The organism is Streptomyces sp. NPDC030021, from assembly GCF_055574035.1.
Window position 1 is genome coordinate 27,107 of record NZ_JBVIAH010000002.1, and the last position, 16,751, is coordinate 43,857.

General features: G+C 73.8%; 12 protein-coding genes. 4 read left to right on the forward strand and 8 right to left on the reverse strand.

The annotated features are described in order from the left end of the window. Window positions 1-77 precede the first annotated feature (77 nt). The gene (locus ACZ4YL_RS03175) at window positions 78-1,064 is read right to left on the reverse strand and encodes an SDR family NAD(P)-dependent oxidoreductase (protein WP_468113497.1); all 987 of its coding nucleotides are present in this window, start codon (window positions 1,062-1,064) and stop codon (window positions 78-80) included. A 71-nt stretch (window positions 1,065-1,135) separates the two neighbouring features. Here ACZ4YL_RS03175 and ACZ4YL_RS03180 point away from each other — a divergent pair, with 71 nt between their 5' ends. Then, window positions 1,136-1,558 (forward strand): MerR family transcriptional regulator, encoded by a 423-nt coding sequence (locus tag ACZ4YL_RS03180; RefSeq protein ID WP_266391956.1) that lies wholly within the window; start codon window positions 1,136-1,138, stop codon window positions 1,556-1,558. Here ACZ4YL_RS03180 and ACZ4YL_RS03185 read toward each other — a convergent pair. Next, complete coding sequence (locus tag ACZ4YL_RS03185; RefSeq protein ID WP_468113498.1) at window positions 1,555-2,340, reverse strand: ABC transporter ATP-binding protein; 786 nt, start codon at window positions 2,338-2,340, stop codon at window positions 1,555-1,557. The two genes, ACZ4YL_RS03180 and ACZ4YL_RS03185, sit on opposite strands and share 4 nt — an antisense overlap. Then, the gene (locus ACZ4YL_RS03190; RefSeq protein WP_468113499.1) at window positions 2,333-3,244 is read right to left on the reverse strand and encodes an ABC transporter permease; all 912 of its coding nucleotides are present in this window, start codon (window positions 3,242-3,244) and stop codon (window positions 2,333-2,335) included. Before ACZ4YL_RS03190 ends, ACZ4YL_RS03185 begins: the two co-directional genes overlap by 8 nt. 136 nt (window positions 3,245-3,380) lie before the next feature. Here ACZ4YL_RS03190 and ACZ4YL_RS03195 point away from each other — a divergent pair, with 136 nt between their 5' ends. Next, on the forward strand, window positions 3,381-4,013 hold the full coding sequence (locus ACZ4YL_RS03195; RefSeq protein WP_468113500.1) for a TetR/AcrR family transcriptional regulator: 633 nt from the start codon (window positions 3,381-3,383) through the stop codon (window positions 4,011-4,013). 4 nt (window positions 4,014-4,017) lie between these two features. Here the strand turns inward: ACZ4YL_RS03195 and ACZ4YL_RS03200 are convergent, their stop codons facing one another. The 5 genes from ACZ4YL_RS03200 to ACZ4YL_RS03220 form a co-directional block, all read right to left on the reverse strand. Further along, a complete protein-coding gene (locus ACZ4YL_RS03200) occupies window positions 4,018-6,267 on the reverse strand; it encodes a bifunctional glycosyltransferase/CDP-glycerol:glycerophosphate glycerophosphotransferase (protein WP_468113501.1) in 2,250 nt (749 codons plus the stop codon). A gap of 128 nt (window positions 6,268-6,395) precedes the next feature. After that, window positions 6,396-7,343: a carbohydrate ABC transporter permease gene (locus tag ACZ4YL_RS03205; RefSeq protein ID WP_468113502.1), complete on the reverse strand. Its 948-nt coding sequence runs from the start codon at window positions 7,341-7,343 to the stop codon at window positions 6,396-6,398. Then, the gene (locus ACZ4YL_RS03210) at window positions 7,340-8,671 is read right to left on the reverse strand and encodes a carbohydrate ABC transporter permease (protein ID WP_468113503.1); all 1,332 of its coding nucleotides are present in this window, start codon (window positions 8,669-8,671) and stop codon (window positions 7,340-7,342) included. Before ACZ4YL_RS03210 ends, ACZ4YL_RS03205 begins: the two co-directional genes overlap by 4 nt. Before the next feature lie 4 nt (window positions 8,672-8,675). Then, a complete protein-coding gene (locus ACZ4YL_RS03215; RefSeq protein WP_468113504.1) occupies window positions 8,676-10,034 on the reverse strand; it encodes an ABC transporter substrate-binding protein in 1,359 nt (452 codons plus the stop codon). A gap of 105 nt (window positions 10,035-10,139) precedes the next feature. After that, on the reverse strand, window positions 10,140-13,049 hold the full coding sequence (locus tag ACZ4YL_RS03220) for an FHA domain-containing protein (RefSeq protein WP_468113505.1): 2,910 nt from the start codon (window positions 13,047-13,049) through the stop codon (window positions 10,140-10,142). A 436-nt stretch (window positions 13,050-13,485) separates the two neighbouring features. On the opposite strand from ACZ4YL_RS03220, the gene ACZ4YL_RS03225 reads away from it, so the two are divergent. Then, window positions 13,486-15,246, forward strand: a complete 1,761-nt coding sequence (locus tag ACZ4YL_RS03225) for a serine/threonine-protein kinase (protein WP_468113506.1) — start codon at window positions 13,486-13,488, stop codon at window positions 15,244-15,246. A gap of 160 nt (window positions 15,247-15,406) precedes the next feature. Further along, a complete protein-coding gene (locus ACZ4YL_RS03230) occupies window positions 15,407-16,654 on the forward strand; it encodes a serine/threonine-protein kinase (protein ID WP_468113507.1) in 1,248 nt (415 codons plus the stop codon). Window positions 16,655-16,751: the final 97 nt, after the last annotated feature.

The window sequence follows — 16,751 nt, forward strand, 5'->3', positions numbered from 1 at the left end:
CGGCCCGTTCGTGGTTCCGGTGCGTGCTGCCGGGTGCGGCGCCGTTGCGGGGGGCGCTGCCCCCGGGCCCCCGCGCCTCAAACGCCGGCGGGGCCGGGAGGGGCGGCGAGGTCGAAGGTGGTGGTTGTCGCGGTGAGGGCCCACAACTGGGCGGCTGCTCGCGGGGCTATGGCGTACTCGCGGACGCCGCCGTTGTCCATGGGCTCGGTGGGGGCGGCGACGCGTGCGATGTCGCAGTCCTCCAGGTAGAGGCCGCCGCGGCCGTGGAGGAGTGGGGAGGTGGCCGCCCAGAGGCCGGTGGCGGCGCCCTGGGAGGGGGTCTTGAAGTCGGCGCCGATCACGTGCCCGTGCTCGTTCACCCAGCCACGGTCGATCTGTTCGCGGAGGGTCATCTCCCGCTGGAGGCCTGTGATGATCTTGCCTGGGTGGAGGGCGAACGCCCGAACGCCGTCGCCCCGTCCGAGAACGTCGAGGTGCACGGCGAACAGCGCGTTGGCGGTCTTGGACTGGCCGTAGGCCAGCCACTTGTCGTAGCCGGTGCGGAAGTGCGGGTCGGGCCGGCGGATGTCGGTCAGGGAGTGCCCGGAGGAGCTGTTGACGACGACGCGCGCACCGTCGGCGGCTGCCAGCAGCGGGTACAGCTCGCAGGTGAGCGCGAAGTGTCCGAAGTGGTTGGTGGCGAGCTGGTTCTCCCAGCCGGGGCCGACGCGTCGCTCGGGGGTGGCCATGACACCGGCGACGGCCATCAGCAGGTCGAGCCTTGCGACGGAGCCACGGATCCGGGCGGCGGCGGCGCGGACGCTGCCGAGGTCGGCCAGGTCCATCGGGACGACCTCGCAGCCGGGCAGGTCCCCGACGGCGGCGCGGGCGGTCCCGGGCCGCCGTGCCGGGACGATGACCCGGGCCCCGGCGGCGGCCAGGCCCCGCGTGGTTTCCAGACCGAGTCCGGAGTAGCCCCCGGTCACGACGGCGGTGACGCCGGACAGGTCGAGGTCCGCCATGACGTCCTCGGCGGTGCTGGTGGCGGAGAAGGGCGAGCCGAGCGGATGCTGATCTGTGGTCATGCCGACGACGCTAGGATCTCGAGTGAGGTCTAGATCAAGTCCTGGGTCGGACGCGACCTAGGCTGGTCCGCATGGTGACCACCGAGACGCGCGCGAAGACCCTGGGCATCGGCGAGGTGGCCGAGCGGACCGGCCTCAGCGTGCACGCGCTGCGCTTCTACGAGCGGGAGGGCCTGCTGGTCGGGCCGGTCCGGCGCACCGCGGGCGGTCGGCGGCGATATGCCCCGGTCGATGTCGACTGGTTGCTCATCTGCGTCAAGCTGCGGGAATCCGGGATGCCCCTCGCCGACCTCAAGCGGTTCGCGGAGCTGGTGCGGCGGGGTCCGGGCAACGAGGCCGAACGCCTCTCGCTCCTCGACGTGCACCGGCGGCGCGTCGAGGAGCAGATCCAGGCGCTGGAGGAGTGCCGTTCGGTCATCGCCCGGAAGGTCGGCGTCTACGCCGAGCACCTCGCCCGCGGCGAGGCCGGCGGCCTCTGGGATCCGACGGCCTAGCAGCGGGTGAAGGCGTCGTAGGCGTCGCAGACTTCCTTCGAGGGGCCGTCCATGCGGAGGACGCCGGCCTCCAGCCAGATCGCGCGGTCGCATGTCTCGCGGACCGTGTTGATGCCGTGGCTGACGAGGAAGACGGTGCCGGCGTGCTCGCGGAGTTCCTCGATGCGGGCCTGGCTGCGGCGCTGGAAGGCGGCGTCGCCGGTGGCCAGGGCCTCGTCGATCATCAGGACGTCGTGGTCCTTGGCGGCGGCGATGGAGAACCGCAGCCGGGCGCCCATGCCGGAGGAGTACGTCCGCATGGGCAGGGAGATGAAGTCGCCCTTCTCGTTGATGCCGGAGAAGTCGACGATCCCCTGGTAGCGCTCGCGGATCTGCTGCTTGGACATGCCCATCGCGAGGCCGCCGAGGATGACGTTGCGCTCGCCGGTCAGGTCGTTCATCAGGGCGGCGTTCACACCGAGCAGGGACGGCTGGCCGTGCGAGTAGATCCGGCCGCGGGCCACCGGCTGGAGGCCCGCGATGGCGGCCAGCAAGGTGGACTTGCCCGAGCCGTTGGAGCCGATGAGGCCGATGGCCTCGCCCTTGTACGCGGTGAAGGTGACGCCCTTGACGGCGTGCACCTCCTTGATGCCGGGGGACGGCTTGCGGGAGAAGACCCGGCTGAGCGCCGCGGTGGCTCCGCCCTTGCGGCCGCTGGTGCCGTGGACCTTGTAGATGACGTGGACCCCGTCGGCGATGACGGTCGGTACCCGGGTGTCGGTGGTCGTCGCGGTGTCAGCCACGTCCGTACTCCTCTTCTGCTTTCCAGAACCAGATGAAGCCGCCGACGCCGGCGAGCAGGGCCCAGCCGATGGCCAGGGGCCACGCGTGGGGCGGGAGCGAGTGCGCCTGGAAGCTGTCGATCAGCGCGAAGCGCATCAGGTCGATGTAGACGGCGGCGGGGTTGAGCTTGAGCAGTGTCAGCACCCAGTGGTGCGGCAGCTGGTCCGACGTGAGCATCTGGTCGATGGACCACATGACGCCCGAGGAGTACATCCAGGTGCGCAGGACGAAGGGCATGAGCTGGCTGACGTCCGGGCTCTTGCTGCCGATGCGCGCCATGACCATCGCGCAGCCGGCGGCGAAGACGGCCATCAGCAGCAGGGCCGGGAGGGCCAGGAACCAGGACCAGGCGGGCCGCTGGCCGAAGGCCAGGAGCAGGATGACCAGGGCGCCCATGGTGACGAGCAGCTGCTGGAAGAGCTGGACGACGGTGGAGATGGGCAGGCTGGCGCGCGGGAAGTGCAGGGCACGGACCAGGCCGCGGTTGCTGTGGACGGAGCGGGTGCCGGCGTTGATGGAGCTGCCGATGAAGTCCCAGACGAAGATGCCGGTGATCAGGAAGGGCACGTAGTCCGGCACGCCGTGGCTGGCCTTCATCACGATGCCGAAGATGAAGTAGTAGACGGCCGCGTTGAGGAGCGGGGTCACCAGGTGCCAGAGCTGGCCGAGCTTGGCGGTGCTGTACGTGGCCTGCATGCGGGCGGTCGCGTACGCGGTCACGAAGTGGCGGCGGTCCCAGAGTTCCGCGATGTAGCGGGGGAGCGTGGGGCGGGCGCCGCTGAGGGTGAGGCCGTGGGCGGCGGCGAGTCGCGCGAGTTCCGCGGAGGGCGCGGGCTCGGTCTTGGGGGCGGTCGCGGTGGTCACAGGGTTCGCTTTCGACGGGGTCAGTACGTCACTGCCGAGGTCGGGACGGGTCCGTATCGTCGTTACGGCGAGGTTAGGGCGTGCTGCGTCGGAACGCAACCGTATCGTCGTGACGGGACGCGGCTATGCTCTCTGCATGACCCCGGACCCCGCCGCCACCGCTTCCGCCCCCGCCCCCGCCCGTAGAGCCCCCGCCGGGGCCGCCGTCCTGCGCGCGGACGTGACCGAGGCGATCCGCGACGCGGTGGTGGAGGAACTGGCCGCGGTCGGCTTCTCGAAGATGTCCATCGAGGGCATCGCCCGCCGGGCGGGGGTCGGCAAGACCGCGGTCTACCGGCGGTGGAAGTCGAAGCTGCACCTGGTGCTGGACCTGGTGGGGGCCTTCGCGGTGGACGGCCTGCCGGTGCCCGCGACCGGCTCCCTGTACGGGGACGTACGGGCCCTGCTGGAGGTCATGTCACACGTGCTGCGGCACCCGGTGGCCTCCGCGGTGATCCCCGACCTGCTCGTGGAGGCGGCGCGGAACCCGGAGATCGCGGACGCGGTGCGCGGCGCGCTGCTCGACGGGCAGCGCCGCATGGCGGAGGGGATCGTCTCGGACGCGGTCGCCCGCGGCGAACTCCCGGCGGGCATCGACCCGGCCCACGCCCTCGACCTGCTGATCGGCCCGCTCTACTGGCGCCAGGTGGTCGTCCGGGACGCGGTGACCGGCAGCCACCTCGACGTCCTGGCCCACCAAGTGGTGGCGGGCCTGAAGGCGAGTTCCTAGGAAGCTACGGCCGGACGGGAGCCGGGGCCGGCGCCGGCGCGGGAGCCGCAGGAGTGGGACGGCGGTCCTCCAGGGGGATGACCGCCGGGATCGGGGCCGTCTGCCCGAGGAAGACCCGGCGCACCACCCGCTCCGCCGCGTGGCCGTCGTCGTGCGAGCAGAAGCGCGCGCGGAAGGCCGCCCGCAGCTGCGCGGAGCGCGAGCCCTGCCAGTGGCCCGTGCTGAAGATGTCCACCAGCTCGTCCTCGGTCCGGGCGATCGCGCCCGGCGGGCACGACCGAAGGTCGAAGTACGTGCCCCGGGCCGCCTCGTACGCCTCCCAGTCGTCCGCGTGGATCACGATCGGCCGGTCCAGCGCCGCGTAGTCGAACATCAGGGACGAGTAGTCCGTCACCAGCGCGTCCGAGGCCAGGCAGAGCTCCTCCACCGAGGGGTGGGAGGAGACGTCGATCAGGCGCGGGTGCGTGTCCGGGGAGGGCGGGACGTCCGCGTACGTGAGGTGGGTGCGGGCCAGGATCGTGAAGCGCGGGCCCAGGTCCCGCAGCACCCGCTCGAAGTCCAGGTGGTCCGGCCGGCTGCGCCGGTAGTCGCGGTGCGTGGGCGCGTACAGGACGGCCGTCGAGCCCGCCGGGATGCCGAGGCGTTCGCGCAGCTCCAGCACCTCGGCCGGGCCCGCCCGGTGGAAGACGTCGTTGCGCGGGTAGCCGTACTCCAGCGTCGTGTAGGAGGACGGGACGGCCTTCTCCCACACCAGGGTGGAGTGCCGGTTCGAGGAGAGCAGGTAGTCCCACTGGTCGGCGCCGCGCAGCAGGCCCGCGAAGTCCGTCGTCGGGGTGGCCGCCGGGCGGTCCTGGAGGTCGAGGCCCACGCGCTTGAGCGGGGTGCCGTGCTGCGTCTGGACCAGGACCTGGCCCGGGCGCTTGACCAGGGTGCGGTCGAAGTTGACGTTCGTGACCAGGTAGGCGGCCCTGGCCAGGGCGGTCCAGTAGGCCGCCGAGCCCGGGCGCAGCGCCGTCGTCTCGCGGGGCAGGGTCGAGGCGTGCTCCGGACCGCAGATCCATGCCGTGCGCATCTGCGGCGCGAGCTCCCGCAGTTTGGCCTCGATCGCCGCCGGGTTGCAGGCGTAGCCGCCGTGCCAGTACGCGGAGAAGACCGCGAGCTCCGGGCGCAGGGGCAGGAGGCGCTGGGTCCGGTAGTGCAGGCGCAGGGCCGTTTCGCGCAGGCCCCGCCACAGGGCCGAGGCCACGCGGCCCAGTGCCAGTCCGGCCGAGCGCAGCGCCGACAGCAGCCGGTAGGTGCGCCGGGTGCCCAGCCGCATCAGGGTGTGCCGGACCCGGTCGGTCCGCGACAGGGACAGCGGCAGGGCGCTGCTGCCGCCGGGGACGCGGTAGCGGCGCAGCAGGGCGCAGGCCCGGGCGAAGAACTCGGCCCGGGCGGCGCGCGGGAGGCGGCGCGGGCCGGCGTACAGGGCGCAGAAGTGCTCGGCCATCCGGCGGTGCAGGGCGGGGCGCCAGCGCTCCAGCTCGGGGCGGCCTGCGAGATAGCCGAAGACCCGGTCGTACTGGTCGAAGATGTCGAGGTGGCGGCGGCTGGTGGTGGTCAGGATCGAGCCGGTGCGCCGCTGCCGGTAGTGGACGCAGACCCGGTCCAGGACGGCGACGGACTCCGCGGCCAGCAGGGCCGGGTAGGTCCAGGGGGTGTCCTCGTAGAAGCCGGGCGGGAACGCGAGGCCCTCGCGCTCCACGTACTCGCGGCGGTAGGCCTTGTTCCAGACCACCATCAGCATGCCGAGGAGCGCCGGGCGGTCGGCGAGGCGGAAGCTGGCCGGGCCCTCCTCGGACAGCCGGTGGGAGAGGGTGTTGCGCACGCGTTCGCCCGACCAGAAGGTGCGCGCGTAGTCGTAGACCAGCACGTCGGGGGAGCCGGTGGCCTTCAGCCGGTCGGTGATGGCCTGCAGGGCGCCGGGGGCGAGGGTGTCGTCGCCGTCGAGGAAGATCAGGTAGTCGCCGCTCGCCCGCGCCAGGCCCGCGTTGCGCGCCGGCCCCAGGCCCAGATTGTGCGCCAGGTGGACGGCCGTCACCCGGGGGTCACGCGCCGCGTACTCGTCGATGATCGAACCGCAGGCGTCCGGAGAGGCGTCGTCGACCGCGATCAGCTCCAGATCCGGGTACGACTGCGTCAGGACCGAGTCCAGACCCTCCTGGAGGTAGGCCTGGACCTTGTACGCGGGCACGATGACGCTGAACCGGGGCACGGCACATCCAGGGGTCGGCGCGGGCATGTGGCCCAGGAACCCCACGCGTGGCGATCGGGTTACGCGGTGTGCGGCATTCGGGTTACGCAGCGTCAACGGGCCACGTCACGCGCCGTGCGGAGGGGAGGCTACTTGATCGCCCCGGCCATCACCCCCGAGACGAAGTGCCGCTGGAAGGCGAAGAAGACGACGAGCGGGACCGCCATCGACAGGAACGCGCCGGGCGCGAGCACGTCGATGTTGTTCCCGAACTGCCGTACCTGCTGCTGCAGCGCGACCGTGACCGGCGGCCTGGCCGAGTCCGCGAACACCAGCGCCACCAGCATGTCGTTCCACACCCACAGGAACTGGAAGATGCCGAGCGAGGCGATCGCCGGCGCGCCGAGCGGCAGCACCACCCGTGCGAACAGCCGCAGTTCACCCGCCCCGTCGAGACGGGCCGCCTCCAGCAGCTCGCGCGGGATCTCCGCGAAGAAGTTGCGCAGCAGGAACACGGCGAAGGGCAGTCCGAAGGCGGTGTGGAAGAGGACCACGCCCGCCGTGGTCTCGAACAGCCCGATGGAGCCGAAGAGTTCGGAGACCGGGATCAGGGCCACCTGCACGGGGACCACGAGGAGTCCGACGACGAGGAGGAACAGCCAGTCCCGGCCGGGGAACTCCAGCCAGGCGAAGGCGTATCCGGCGAAGGCGCCCAGGGCCACGACCAGCAGGGTGGTCGGCACGGCGATCGCGAACGTGTTGAGGAGAGAGCCCGTGATGGTGTCGTTCGCCAGCAGCCGCTCGTAGTTGTCGGCCGTCAGCCGTGAGGGCGCCGTGAGCACCTGCCACCAGCCGCCGCTGTTGAGGTCGGTGGGGGAGACGAACGAGGAGAGCAGCAGCCCGAGCGTGGGCAGCAGCCAGAAGAGCGCCGCCACGACCAGGAAGACGCGCAGCGCGCCCGCGGCGAGCTTGGCGGAGACGAGGCCGGCGTACGAGGTCTTGGCGCGCGGAGGCTCGGAGCGCGGCGGCCGGGCGCGCGAGGGCCCCGCAGTCGCCCGCTCCGCCGCCGGGTCCGGTGTCACGTCGGAACGGCTCATCGGGACCCCTCCTTGCGCAGCCGACGGATGTTCACGAGCATCACCGGGATCACCAGCACCAGCAGCAGCACGGCGATGGCGCTGCCCAGCCCCGGATCGGCGTCCGTGCCGAAGGAGGTCCGGTACAGCTGCAGCGCGAGCACGTTCGCGTCGTCCTGGACCGCACCCGGCGCGATCACGAAGACCAGGTCGAAGATCTTCATGACGTTGATGACGAGGGTGACGAGCACGACCGCCAGGACGGGCGCCAGCAGCGGGACGGTGATCCGCCGGAACACCTGCCACTCGTTCGCCCCGTCCACGCGCGCCGCCTCCAGCAGCTCACGCGGTACGGCGGCCAGCCCGGCCCCGATCAGCACCATCGCGAAACCGGCCCACATCCATACGTACGCCCCGATGACCGCCGGGGTGACGAGCGCCGGGCCGAGCCACTGCACCCCCGCGTACGCCTCCCGGAAATTGGCCGCGGGCAGCCGCAGCAGGGCCCCGTCGGCCTTCGCGGACAGGGTGAAGGTGCCGTCGGCGGCGGCCGTCGCCGTATCGACCACCCGGCCGTCCTTGACCGCCTCGATCCGCATCCCGGCGAAGCCCTGCTCGGTCGGGTCGACCACGTTCGCCGACCCGCCCCCGCCCCGGGTGAAGTCCTGCCAGACGGTGCCGGTGACCTTCCCCGGCACGGCGTCGGACCTGCCCGCGGTCCGGGTCCCGTCCGGCAGCGCCTCCGGGGCCACGCCGACCAGCGGGAGCAGCACCGGGGTACCCGCGCGGACGGGGTCGCGGGTGATGAAGGCGCCCCCGCCGGCGTCCGCGAGCGGCGAGTCCCGGCCCGGGCGGGCCTTGGGGAAGGCCGACGACTCCGCGAAGGTGTCGTGGACCCCGACCCAGACCGCGTTGGCGACCCCGCGGTCGGGATCGTGGTCGTAGACGAGCCGGAAGATGATGCCCGCGGCCAGCATCGAGATCGCCATCGGCATGAAGACCAGCAGCTTGAACGCCGTTCCCCAGCGCACCCGTTCGGTGAGCACCGCGAAGATCAGGCCGAGGGCCGTGGCCGTGGCCGGGGCGAACACCACCCAGAGCGCCGTGTTCTTCAGGGCGGTGCGGATCGTGTCGTCGCTCAGGATCTCCCGGTAGTTGTCACCGCCGACGAAGGTGTCGCCGGACCGGTCGAAGAAGCTGCGGTAGAGGGAGTAGCCGATCGGGTGCACGACGAGCGCACCGAGCAGCACGAGCGCCGGGAGGAGGAACGCCGCCGCGATCAGCCGGCGGCGCCGGGCCTCCGCGGAGACGGCGCCCTTGGCGGCACGGGCAGCGGCAGGGGCCCGCACGGGATCAGTTCCCGTAGGCCTTGGCCGCGTCCGCCTCCAGTTTCGCCTGGGTGCCCGCCACGTCCGACGGGTTCGCCAGGAAGTCCTGGAGCGCCTTCCACTCGCCCGCGCCCGGGGTCCCGCCGAAGGCCGCCGGGGCCTGGTCCGACATGTCGAAGCGGAAGTCGTCACCCGCGGCGATCAGCGCCTTGGCGATGTCCCGCTGGATGGCGTTCGGATACGCGCCCGGGTCCACCGCCTTGTTCGGGGAGACGAAACCGCCCTGACGGGCGTGGATCTCCGCCGCGTCCGCCGAGGCCAGGAAGGTCAGCAGCGCCTGCGCCCCCTTCGACGGCTTCAGGGCGACCGCCACGTCGCCGCCCGAGACCACCGGAGCCTTCGCGCCGACCGCCGGGAAGGGGAAGACGAGGGCGTCCTCGCCCACCTTCGCCTCCGTCTGCGCGATGTTCACCGCCACGAAGTCACCCTCGAAGACCATCGCGGCCGCCGGCCGGTCGCCGCCGGTGAAGGTCTGCGTCACCGACTTCGGGAACTCGGTGGCCAGCGCCCCGCTCACCCCGCCCGCCAGGAAGTCCTTGCGGCCGAACAGTTCGCCGAGCGTGGTCAGCGCCTGCTTGACGCTGTCGTCCGTCCACTTGATCTGATGTTTGGCCAGCTGGTCGTACTTCTCCGGCCCGGCCTGGGAGAGGTAGATGTTCTCGAACCAGTCGGTGAGGGTCCAGCCGTCCGCACCTGCCACCGAGACCGCCGGGGTTCCGGAGGCGGACAGCGTGTCGGCCGCGGTGATCAGTTCCTTCCAGGTCTTCGGGGGCTTGACCCCCGCCGCCTCGAAGGCCTTCGCGTTGTACCAGATCAGCGACTTGTTGGCGGCCTTGTAGTACACGCCGTACTGGGTGTCCCCGACGGCGCCGAGCGTCCGCCAGCCCTTCGAGTAGTTCGCGTCGAGCTGGGCGGCGGCCTCCGGGCCCAGCGGCTGCGCCCACTTGTTCTCCACCGCCGCCTTCAGCGCCCCGACCTGCGGGAGCAGTGCCACGTCCGGCGGCGCACCGCCCGCGATCTTCGTGCCGAGGAAGGTGACGATCGGGTCCTGGGCCGGGACGAAGGTGACGGAGGCACCCGTCCGCTTCTCGAACTCCTTCAGGACCTTGGTGAAGTTCTCCTGCTCCGGGCCCGTCCAGACCGCGGCGACCTCCAGCTTCTCGCCGGGCAGCTTCGGTAACTGCACCCGCGGTACGGCCGTGCTGCCCTCGGGACCCTGCGGCTCCTCCGTCCCGCCGTCCCCGCACGCGCAGAGCGTGAGGGCGGCCGCCGCGGCGAGCGCCGTCCAGGTGAGTGTCGTACGGCTCGTTCCGTGCCTTCGCATGGCTCTGCCCCCGATGCCCGTGATGTGTCCTGGACCACAAGGTCTACGCCGAGCCGTGCGACCCCGCAATAGCGCCTTGCGGGGGCAGGACACCCCTAGGGGGTGTCAGGGCGCGGGCGGGAACAGCACGGGTATCGCCGAGACCAGGTGCGAGGCCCGGTCCAGGGCGCTGGCCAGCAGCGCGAGGTCGGTGGGCCCGTTGCCCAGCTCACGTACCGGGCGGCGGGCCGGCGGATCGCCCATTCGCTCCCACTCCACCGGGACCACGGTCGGCCGCTGGGTCGCCGTCCGGGGGATCCGGCCGGTGACCCGGCCCGCCTGGAAGGGGACCGTCCGGCCGTCGCCGAAGCGGAGCAGTCCGCGCCCCGGGCCCGGCTGGTCGGGTGCGTCGAGCTCCACGCGCAGGGTCGTCAGCCGGGCCAGCCCGGTGTCCGCCGTACGGTCCGGACGGGCGCTGGCGGCCACCAGGTGCACACCGAGCCGGGCGCCCTCGCGGGCCACCGCCTCCAGCGCCCGGACCACCGAGCCCGCGGCGGGGCGGCCCGTGGCGCCCAGCCCCGGCGCGACCAGCGCGTCGAGGTCGTCCACGAGCACCACCAGACGGGGCAGCGGGCTGGGCCCGGCCGGATCCGTACGGGTGGTCGCGGCCCGCAGCCGCAGCGTGCCGGTGCGCTGGGGGTCGAGGTCGCCGCGCTGCTCGCCCGGGGTGGGCCGGCGCGGCGCGACCATGCGGTCGGACACCTCGCGCTGCGCGTGCCACTCGGCGAAGGACAGCTCCTCCAGCAGTTCGGAGCGGCGCTTGAGCTCCGCGCCCAGGGCCTGCGCGAACTCCCGCATGCGCAGCGGATCGGAGGCGACCAGGTGGGCGCAGACGTGCGGGAGTTCGGTGCAGGGCAGCAGCCCGTCGCCGCGCTCGCCGCCGGCCCCGTCGAGGAGGAGCAGCCCGAGCCGGTCGGGCCGGGCGGCCGCGGACAGCGACGCGGCCACCGAGCGCAGCAGCTCGGTCCGCCCGCTGCCGGCGGGCCCCTCGATGAGCAGGTGCGGACCGTCGTGGACGAGCTCGGTGCCGACGGGCCCGCGGCGTCCGCTGCCCAGCACGATCTCGGCGAGGCCGCCCATGCCCTGCCCCTGGTCGGTGGCGGCCGCCCAACGGGCCATCAGGGAGGCCGGGGTGGCCCGGGCCAGCCCCAGCTCGTCCAGCAGCCGCGCGGTGGCGGGCAGGGCGGCCGCGGTCGGCCGGTAGGGCTCGGCGGAGCCGCCCTCGGCGGTGCGCAGCGGGGCCAGGGCCCGGGCGAAGCGTTCGGCCCAGGCGGCGGAGACGGCGTCGGCGGTGGCGGTGCCCCCGGACGGGACCGGCCTGCCACCGCTGATCGTGAAGGTACGTACGGCCGTGGCCACATCACCGCTGAGCAGGGCGACCGCCCCGCAGTCCCGGAAGGCGGGGGAGCTCGCGCAGGCGGCCTCGTACGTCTCGGTGACCGGCGAGGCGGGGGTGGCGGCCGGGGCCTCGGCGAGCACCAGCACGTGGATCCCGGCGGCCGGGCCGTGCGAGGCGAGCCGGCCGGTGATGTCGCGCAGCGGGCCGGCCCCGGGATCGCCGTCGAGGACGACGAGCGTGTACGGGCCTTCGTACGCGTCGGCGGCCTGCCGGACCTGTGCGGGATCGGCGGCGGCCCAGTGCGTGCCGAGCGGACCCTCGTCGAGGCGCCGGGTCAGCTCACCCGTGCGCGCGACGGCCTGGTCGCGGTCGTACGCGAGCAGGAGCCGGCAGTCCTGGCCGTGCGCGGGGCGCACGTGGGGCAGCCAGCCGAGCCAGCCCCAGTCACGCCGCCGGTCGGCGAGGCCGCGCGCCCGGTCGGCGGAGATGAGCACGATCTCCAGCTGCCCCGGCGCGTGCAGGGCCGCGAGCTGCGCGACCACCCAGCGGGCGGCCCCGGCCAGCCGGGTCCGCGGCCCGGCGAGCCCGAGGGCGCCGACGGCGGGCAGGGACACCCGGCTCCCGGCGCCGAGCCCCACGTCCAGCACGGCGGGATGGCCGGGCGTACGGGACCACAGGCGCTCGGTGGGGCCCATCGCGGCCAGCAGCACCGCGGCGGGGTCGTCCGGGTCGGGCGGGGCGGCCGCCGGCTCCTGCGGGGCCTCGGCGGGCTCCTCGCCGCGCACCCACTTGCGGGCCCAGGCGCCGAGGCCCTTCCGCCGCCCGGGGCCGGGGCTCGGCGGTGCGCCCTCCGGCCCGGCTTCGCGGGACGCGCCGGGGGCGTCGGGGGCGGCAGGGGCGTCGGGGACCTCGGGTGCGTCCGGCGCCGGCCCGGGGGCGGCCGGATCCGCCCCGGGGAGCGGGCCGGGAAGCGGACCGGGGGCGACGGGCCGGGCGGAGACCGAGAGGTGGCCCTGGAGGTCCGGGGCCACCGGCAGCGCGGGAGCGCCCGCGGGAGCCAGCCGCAGAGTGGACTCGCCGACCCGCAGCAGCGCCCCCGGGGGCAGGGCGACGGGCTGCGCCCCCACCGGGGCGCCGTCCAGCGTGGTGCCGTTCGTCGAGTTCAGGTCGGCCACGGCGACCCGCCCGTCGGGGATGACCGTCACCGCGCAGTGCAGCCGGGAGACGTCGGGGTCGTCGAGGGGGACGTCGGCGTCGGCGGAGCGGCCCACCCGGATCTGCCCGCTGTGCAGCAGGTGCACCCCGCCCGCGTCGGGTCCGGCCACGACGTGCAGCTGGGCCGCGCCGAGGCCGTCCTCCGGCAGGACGTCCGGCACGGGCCCGTGCAGCGCCAGTACCGCGCCGTCCACGAGCGGCGGCTCGCCGAGCACCCGCCGCTGGAGGTCGAGGCGCTCGGAGCCGGCGTAGAGCACGACCGTGCCCCCGGTGTCGGGTCCGCCGACGGTCGCCGCCAGCCCGGAGGCGACCGCGGCCAGCACGGTGCCGACGGGTGCGGTGACGAGTACGTCACAGCTCGCGGGGGCGGTCGCGGTCTGGTGGCCGCTGCGCGACCCAAGGACGGTCAGCCGGATCTGCATCGCCGTCAGCGGTCCCTTCTGCGCGGTGCGCGGTGTGTGCGCCCGGCAGGGGAATCCCGTGACATGACCGTCCGGTCGCCCCCCACCCGGCACGGACGCGTCGTCCGGTCAGGTCTGCCCGGAAGGCGGGGCTCCCGTCCCGTGCCGTCCGTACATGTGCATCCTCGCACCTGTCACGGACAACACGCCCGGCACCCGGCAACAAATGATCTTGATGTGCCGGGACCCGGACCGGACCCCGGTCGGATCCGGACACCAAGGCGGTGAAAGACGGGGAAAATCGCCTCCGGCATACCCCGTAAACATCACCCTCCGTACATATGTGCGGCAACCAACCTCCGAGGACCGGCGTCTTCCAGGGGGACACCCCCTAGAGTGGGCCGGAAAACCAATCAGCGGATCGACCACATCCGACGACAGCAGGGGAGCGCGAGACGTGCGGCCAGTCGGCAGCAAGTACCTGCTCGAGGAGCCGCTCGGGCGCGGCGCCACGGGCACTGTCTGGCGTGCCCGCCAGAGGGAGGCCGCCGGCGCGGAGGCGGCCGTCGCGGGGCAGCCCGGAGAGACCGTGGCCATCAAGGTCCTCAAGGAGGAGCTGGCCCAGGATCCCGACATCGTCATGCGCTTCCTGCGGGAGCGCTCGGTCCTGCTGCGCCTGACCCACCCCAACATCGTGCGCACCCGCGACCTCGTCGTCGAGGGCGATCTGCTCGCCCTGGTCATGGACCTGATCGACGGCCCGGACCTGCACAAGTACCTGCGCCAGAACGGCCCCTTCACGCCGGTCGCCGCGAGCCTGCTGACCGCCCAGATCGCCGACGCCCTCGCCGCCAGCCACGCCGACGGCGTGGTCCACCGCGACCTGAAGCCCGCCAACGTGCTGCTCGACGAGCGCGGCGGACAGATGAAGCCGATGCTCACCGACTTCGGCATCGCCCGCCTCGCCGACTCCCCGGGCCTGACCCGCACCCACGAGTTCGTCGGCACCCCGGCCTACGTCGCCCCCGAGTCCGCCGAGGGCCGCCCGCAGACCTCCGCCGTCGACATCTACGGCGCCGGCATCCTCCTGTACGAGCTGCTCACCGGCCGCCCGCCGTTCGCCGGCGGCACCGCGCTCGAAGTGCTCCACCGCCACCTCAGCGAGGACCCGCAGCGGCCCTCGACGGTGCCCGAGCCGCTGTGGACGGTCATCGAGCGCTGCCTGCGCAAGGAGCCGAACGAGCGTCCCAGCGCCGAGAGCCTGGCCCGCGGGCTGCGCGTGGTGGCCTCCGGCATCGGCGTGCACTCCTCGGCCGCCGAGGTGGAGGCCGCGCTCGGCGTGGGCGCGCTGCTCGCCCCCGACCCCTCGCCGGCCCCGGTCCCCGAGACCCCCGGCGCGGACGCGCCCACGGGCGCGTACGACCCGAACGCCATGACGAGCGTCATGCCGCCGGTCGGCGCGGCCGACGCCACCTCGGTGCTGCCGAGCACCGGCGGCCCCGGGGCGGCCGACCCTACCTCGGTGATGCCCCCGGTGCAGCGGCCCGACTCGCCGCATCCGTGGCAGTCGCAGATGCGGGCCGCCCGCGACCGCAACGAGCAGACGCAGATCCAGTACCTCGACCCGAACGAGGACCCCCTGCGTCGCCGTCCGCAGCGGCAGGCGCCTCCGCCGCCGCAGCACCGGCCCCAGCAGCAGCCGCCGCAGTACCGGCAGGGCCCGCCGCCCCCGCAGCAGCAGTACCAGCAGCCTCAGCAGCCGCAGTACCGCCAGCCTCAGCAGCCGCCTCAGCAGCAGTACGCGCCGCCCCCGCCGCCGCAGCACTACCAGCCGCAGCAGCACCAGCCCCAGCCGTACCAGCAGCAGCCTCAGCCTCAGCAGCCCCAGTACCGCCAGCCCCAGCCGCAGCAGCAGCCCCCGCAGCCCCCGCCGCAGCAGCGGCCGGCCCCCCGGGAGCCGCGCGAGCCGCGCCGCCGCAGCGCCAACCCGGTGCGGATCCCCGGCCTCGGCTGCCTCAAGGGCTGCCTGGTGCTGATCCTGGTGTTCTTCGTCGCCGGCTGGCTGGTCTGGGAACTGACCCCGCTCCAGGAGTGGATCGGCACCGGCAAGGGCTGGTGGGACCAGGTCTGGACCTGGGGCCGCGACGCCGTCGACTGGGTCAGCTCGATCGGGGACTCCGCGGGCTCCTCGGGCGCGGCGGGTTCCACCAAGCCCTGAAACGAGCCCCCGTAGCTCCGACTTCGTGGATTTGTCGACTTCTGGGACATGATTTCGCTCGCAGAAGTGAAGGTCGCCGCGAATCCGGACCCCTGCTGGCCTCCAATGCCCACCCGGCCGCGTAGCTTTGGTGCGTACGCCAGCCGCTGAGGGAGCAGTCGTGGCACGGAAGATCGGCAGCCGGTACACCGCGCACCAGATCCTGGGGCGCGGCAGCGCGGGCACGGTGTGGCTGGGCGAGGGGCCTGACGGGCCCGTCGCCGTCAAACTGCTGCGCGAGGACCTCGCGTCCGACCAGGAACTCGTCGGACGGTTCGTCCAGGAGCGCAGCGCGCTGCTCGGCCTGGAGCATCCGCACGTCGTGTCCGTCCGCGACCTCGTCGTGGACGGCAACGACCTCGCCCTCGTCATGGACCTCGTCCGCGGTACGGACCTGCGCACGCGCCTCGACCGCGAACGGCGGCTCGCCCCCGAGGCGGCCGTGGCGATCGTCGCGGACGTCGCCGACGCGCTGGCCGCGGCGCACGCGGCGGGGGTCGTCCACCGGGACGTCAAGCCGGAGAACGTCCTGCTGGACATGCAGGGCCGGCTCGGCCCCGGCGGCTCGCACCCCGCGCTCCTGACCGACTTCGGCGTGGCCAAGCTGATCGACTCCCCGCGGCGGGCCTCCACGGGCCGCGCCTCGGCCCCCACGACCCGGATCATCGGCACCCCCGACTACCTGGCGCCGGAGATCGTCGAGGGCCTGCCCCCGCGGGCCGCGGTGGACATATACGCCCTGGCCACGGTCCTGTACGAGCTGCTGGCCGGATTCACCCCCTTCGGCGGGGGGCACCCGGGCGCGGTCCTGCGGCGGCACGTGACGGAGACGGTGGTCCCGCTGCCCGGGATCCCCGACGAGCTGTGGCAGCTCATCGTGCAGTGCCTGGCCAAGGCCCCGGCCTCGCGGCTGCGGGCCTCGGAGCTGTCGGTCCGGCTGCGGGACCTGCTGCCGCTGCTGGCCGGGATGCCGCCGCTGGACGTGGACGAGCCGGACGACGCGGATCCGGACCCCGAGCCCTCGGAGGAACCGGCGGCCGACCCGGTCCGGCGGCGGGGCGTGGTCCCGCTGGTGCCCGGCTCGGCGACCGACTCCAACCGGGACACCCACACCTCGATGCGCGTGCCGGGGCCGGACGAGCTGGCCGGCGGGGCGCTGGGCACCGCCCGCGTCCCGCGCCCGGCGGGCGGCCACCGACCCGGCTCCGCCCGTCACCGTGCGGAGGCGGCCCGCAAGCGCCGCCTGGTCCTCTCGGCATCGGCCCTGGCCCTGGCCGCGGCGATCGGTCTGGGCACGTGGCTGGCCGTCTCGGGCGACGAGGCCCCGCCCCCGCAGGACAGCAAGCAGTCGGTCCCCGCGAAGCGCTAGCCGCCGGGTGCGGCGCCGTGGTCGGGGGCTCCGCCCCCGAACCCCCGCGCCTCAAACGCCGGCGAGGCTGGATTTCCAGCCCGTCCGGCGTTTGAGG

What these genes read in the sequence shown, in the direction of transcription:
- ACZ4YL_RS03175 (WP_468113497.1), bottom strand. Translation starts at nt 1,064, where the DNA reads ATGACCACAGATCAGCATCCGCTCGGCTCGCCCTTCTCCGCCACCAGC.
- ACZ4YL_RS03180 (WP_266391956.1), top strand. Translation starts at nt 1,136, where the DNA reads ATGGTGACCACCGAGACGCGCGCGAAGACCCTGGGCATCGGCGAGGTG.
- ACZ4YL_RS03195 (WP_468113500.1), top strand. Translation starts at nt 3,381, where the DNA reads ATGACCCCGGACCCCGCCGCCACCGCTTCCGCCCCCGCCCCCGCCCGT.
- ACZ4YL_RS03205 (WP_468113502.1), bottom strand. Translation starts at nt 7,343, where the DNA reads ATGAGCCGTTCCGACGTGACACCGGACCCGGCGGCGGAGCGGGCGACT.
- ACZ4YL_RS03215 (WP_468113504.1), bottom strand. Translation starts at nt 10,034, where the DNA reads ATGCGAAGGCACGGAACGAGCCGTACGACACTCACCTGGACGGCGCTC.
- ACZ4YL_RS03220 (WP_468113505.1), bottom strand. Translation starts at nt 13,049, where the DNA reads ATGCAGATCCGGCTGACCGTCCTTGGGTCGCGCAGCGGCCACCAGACC.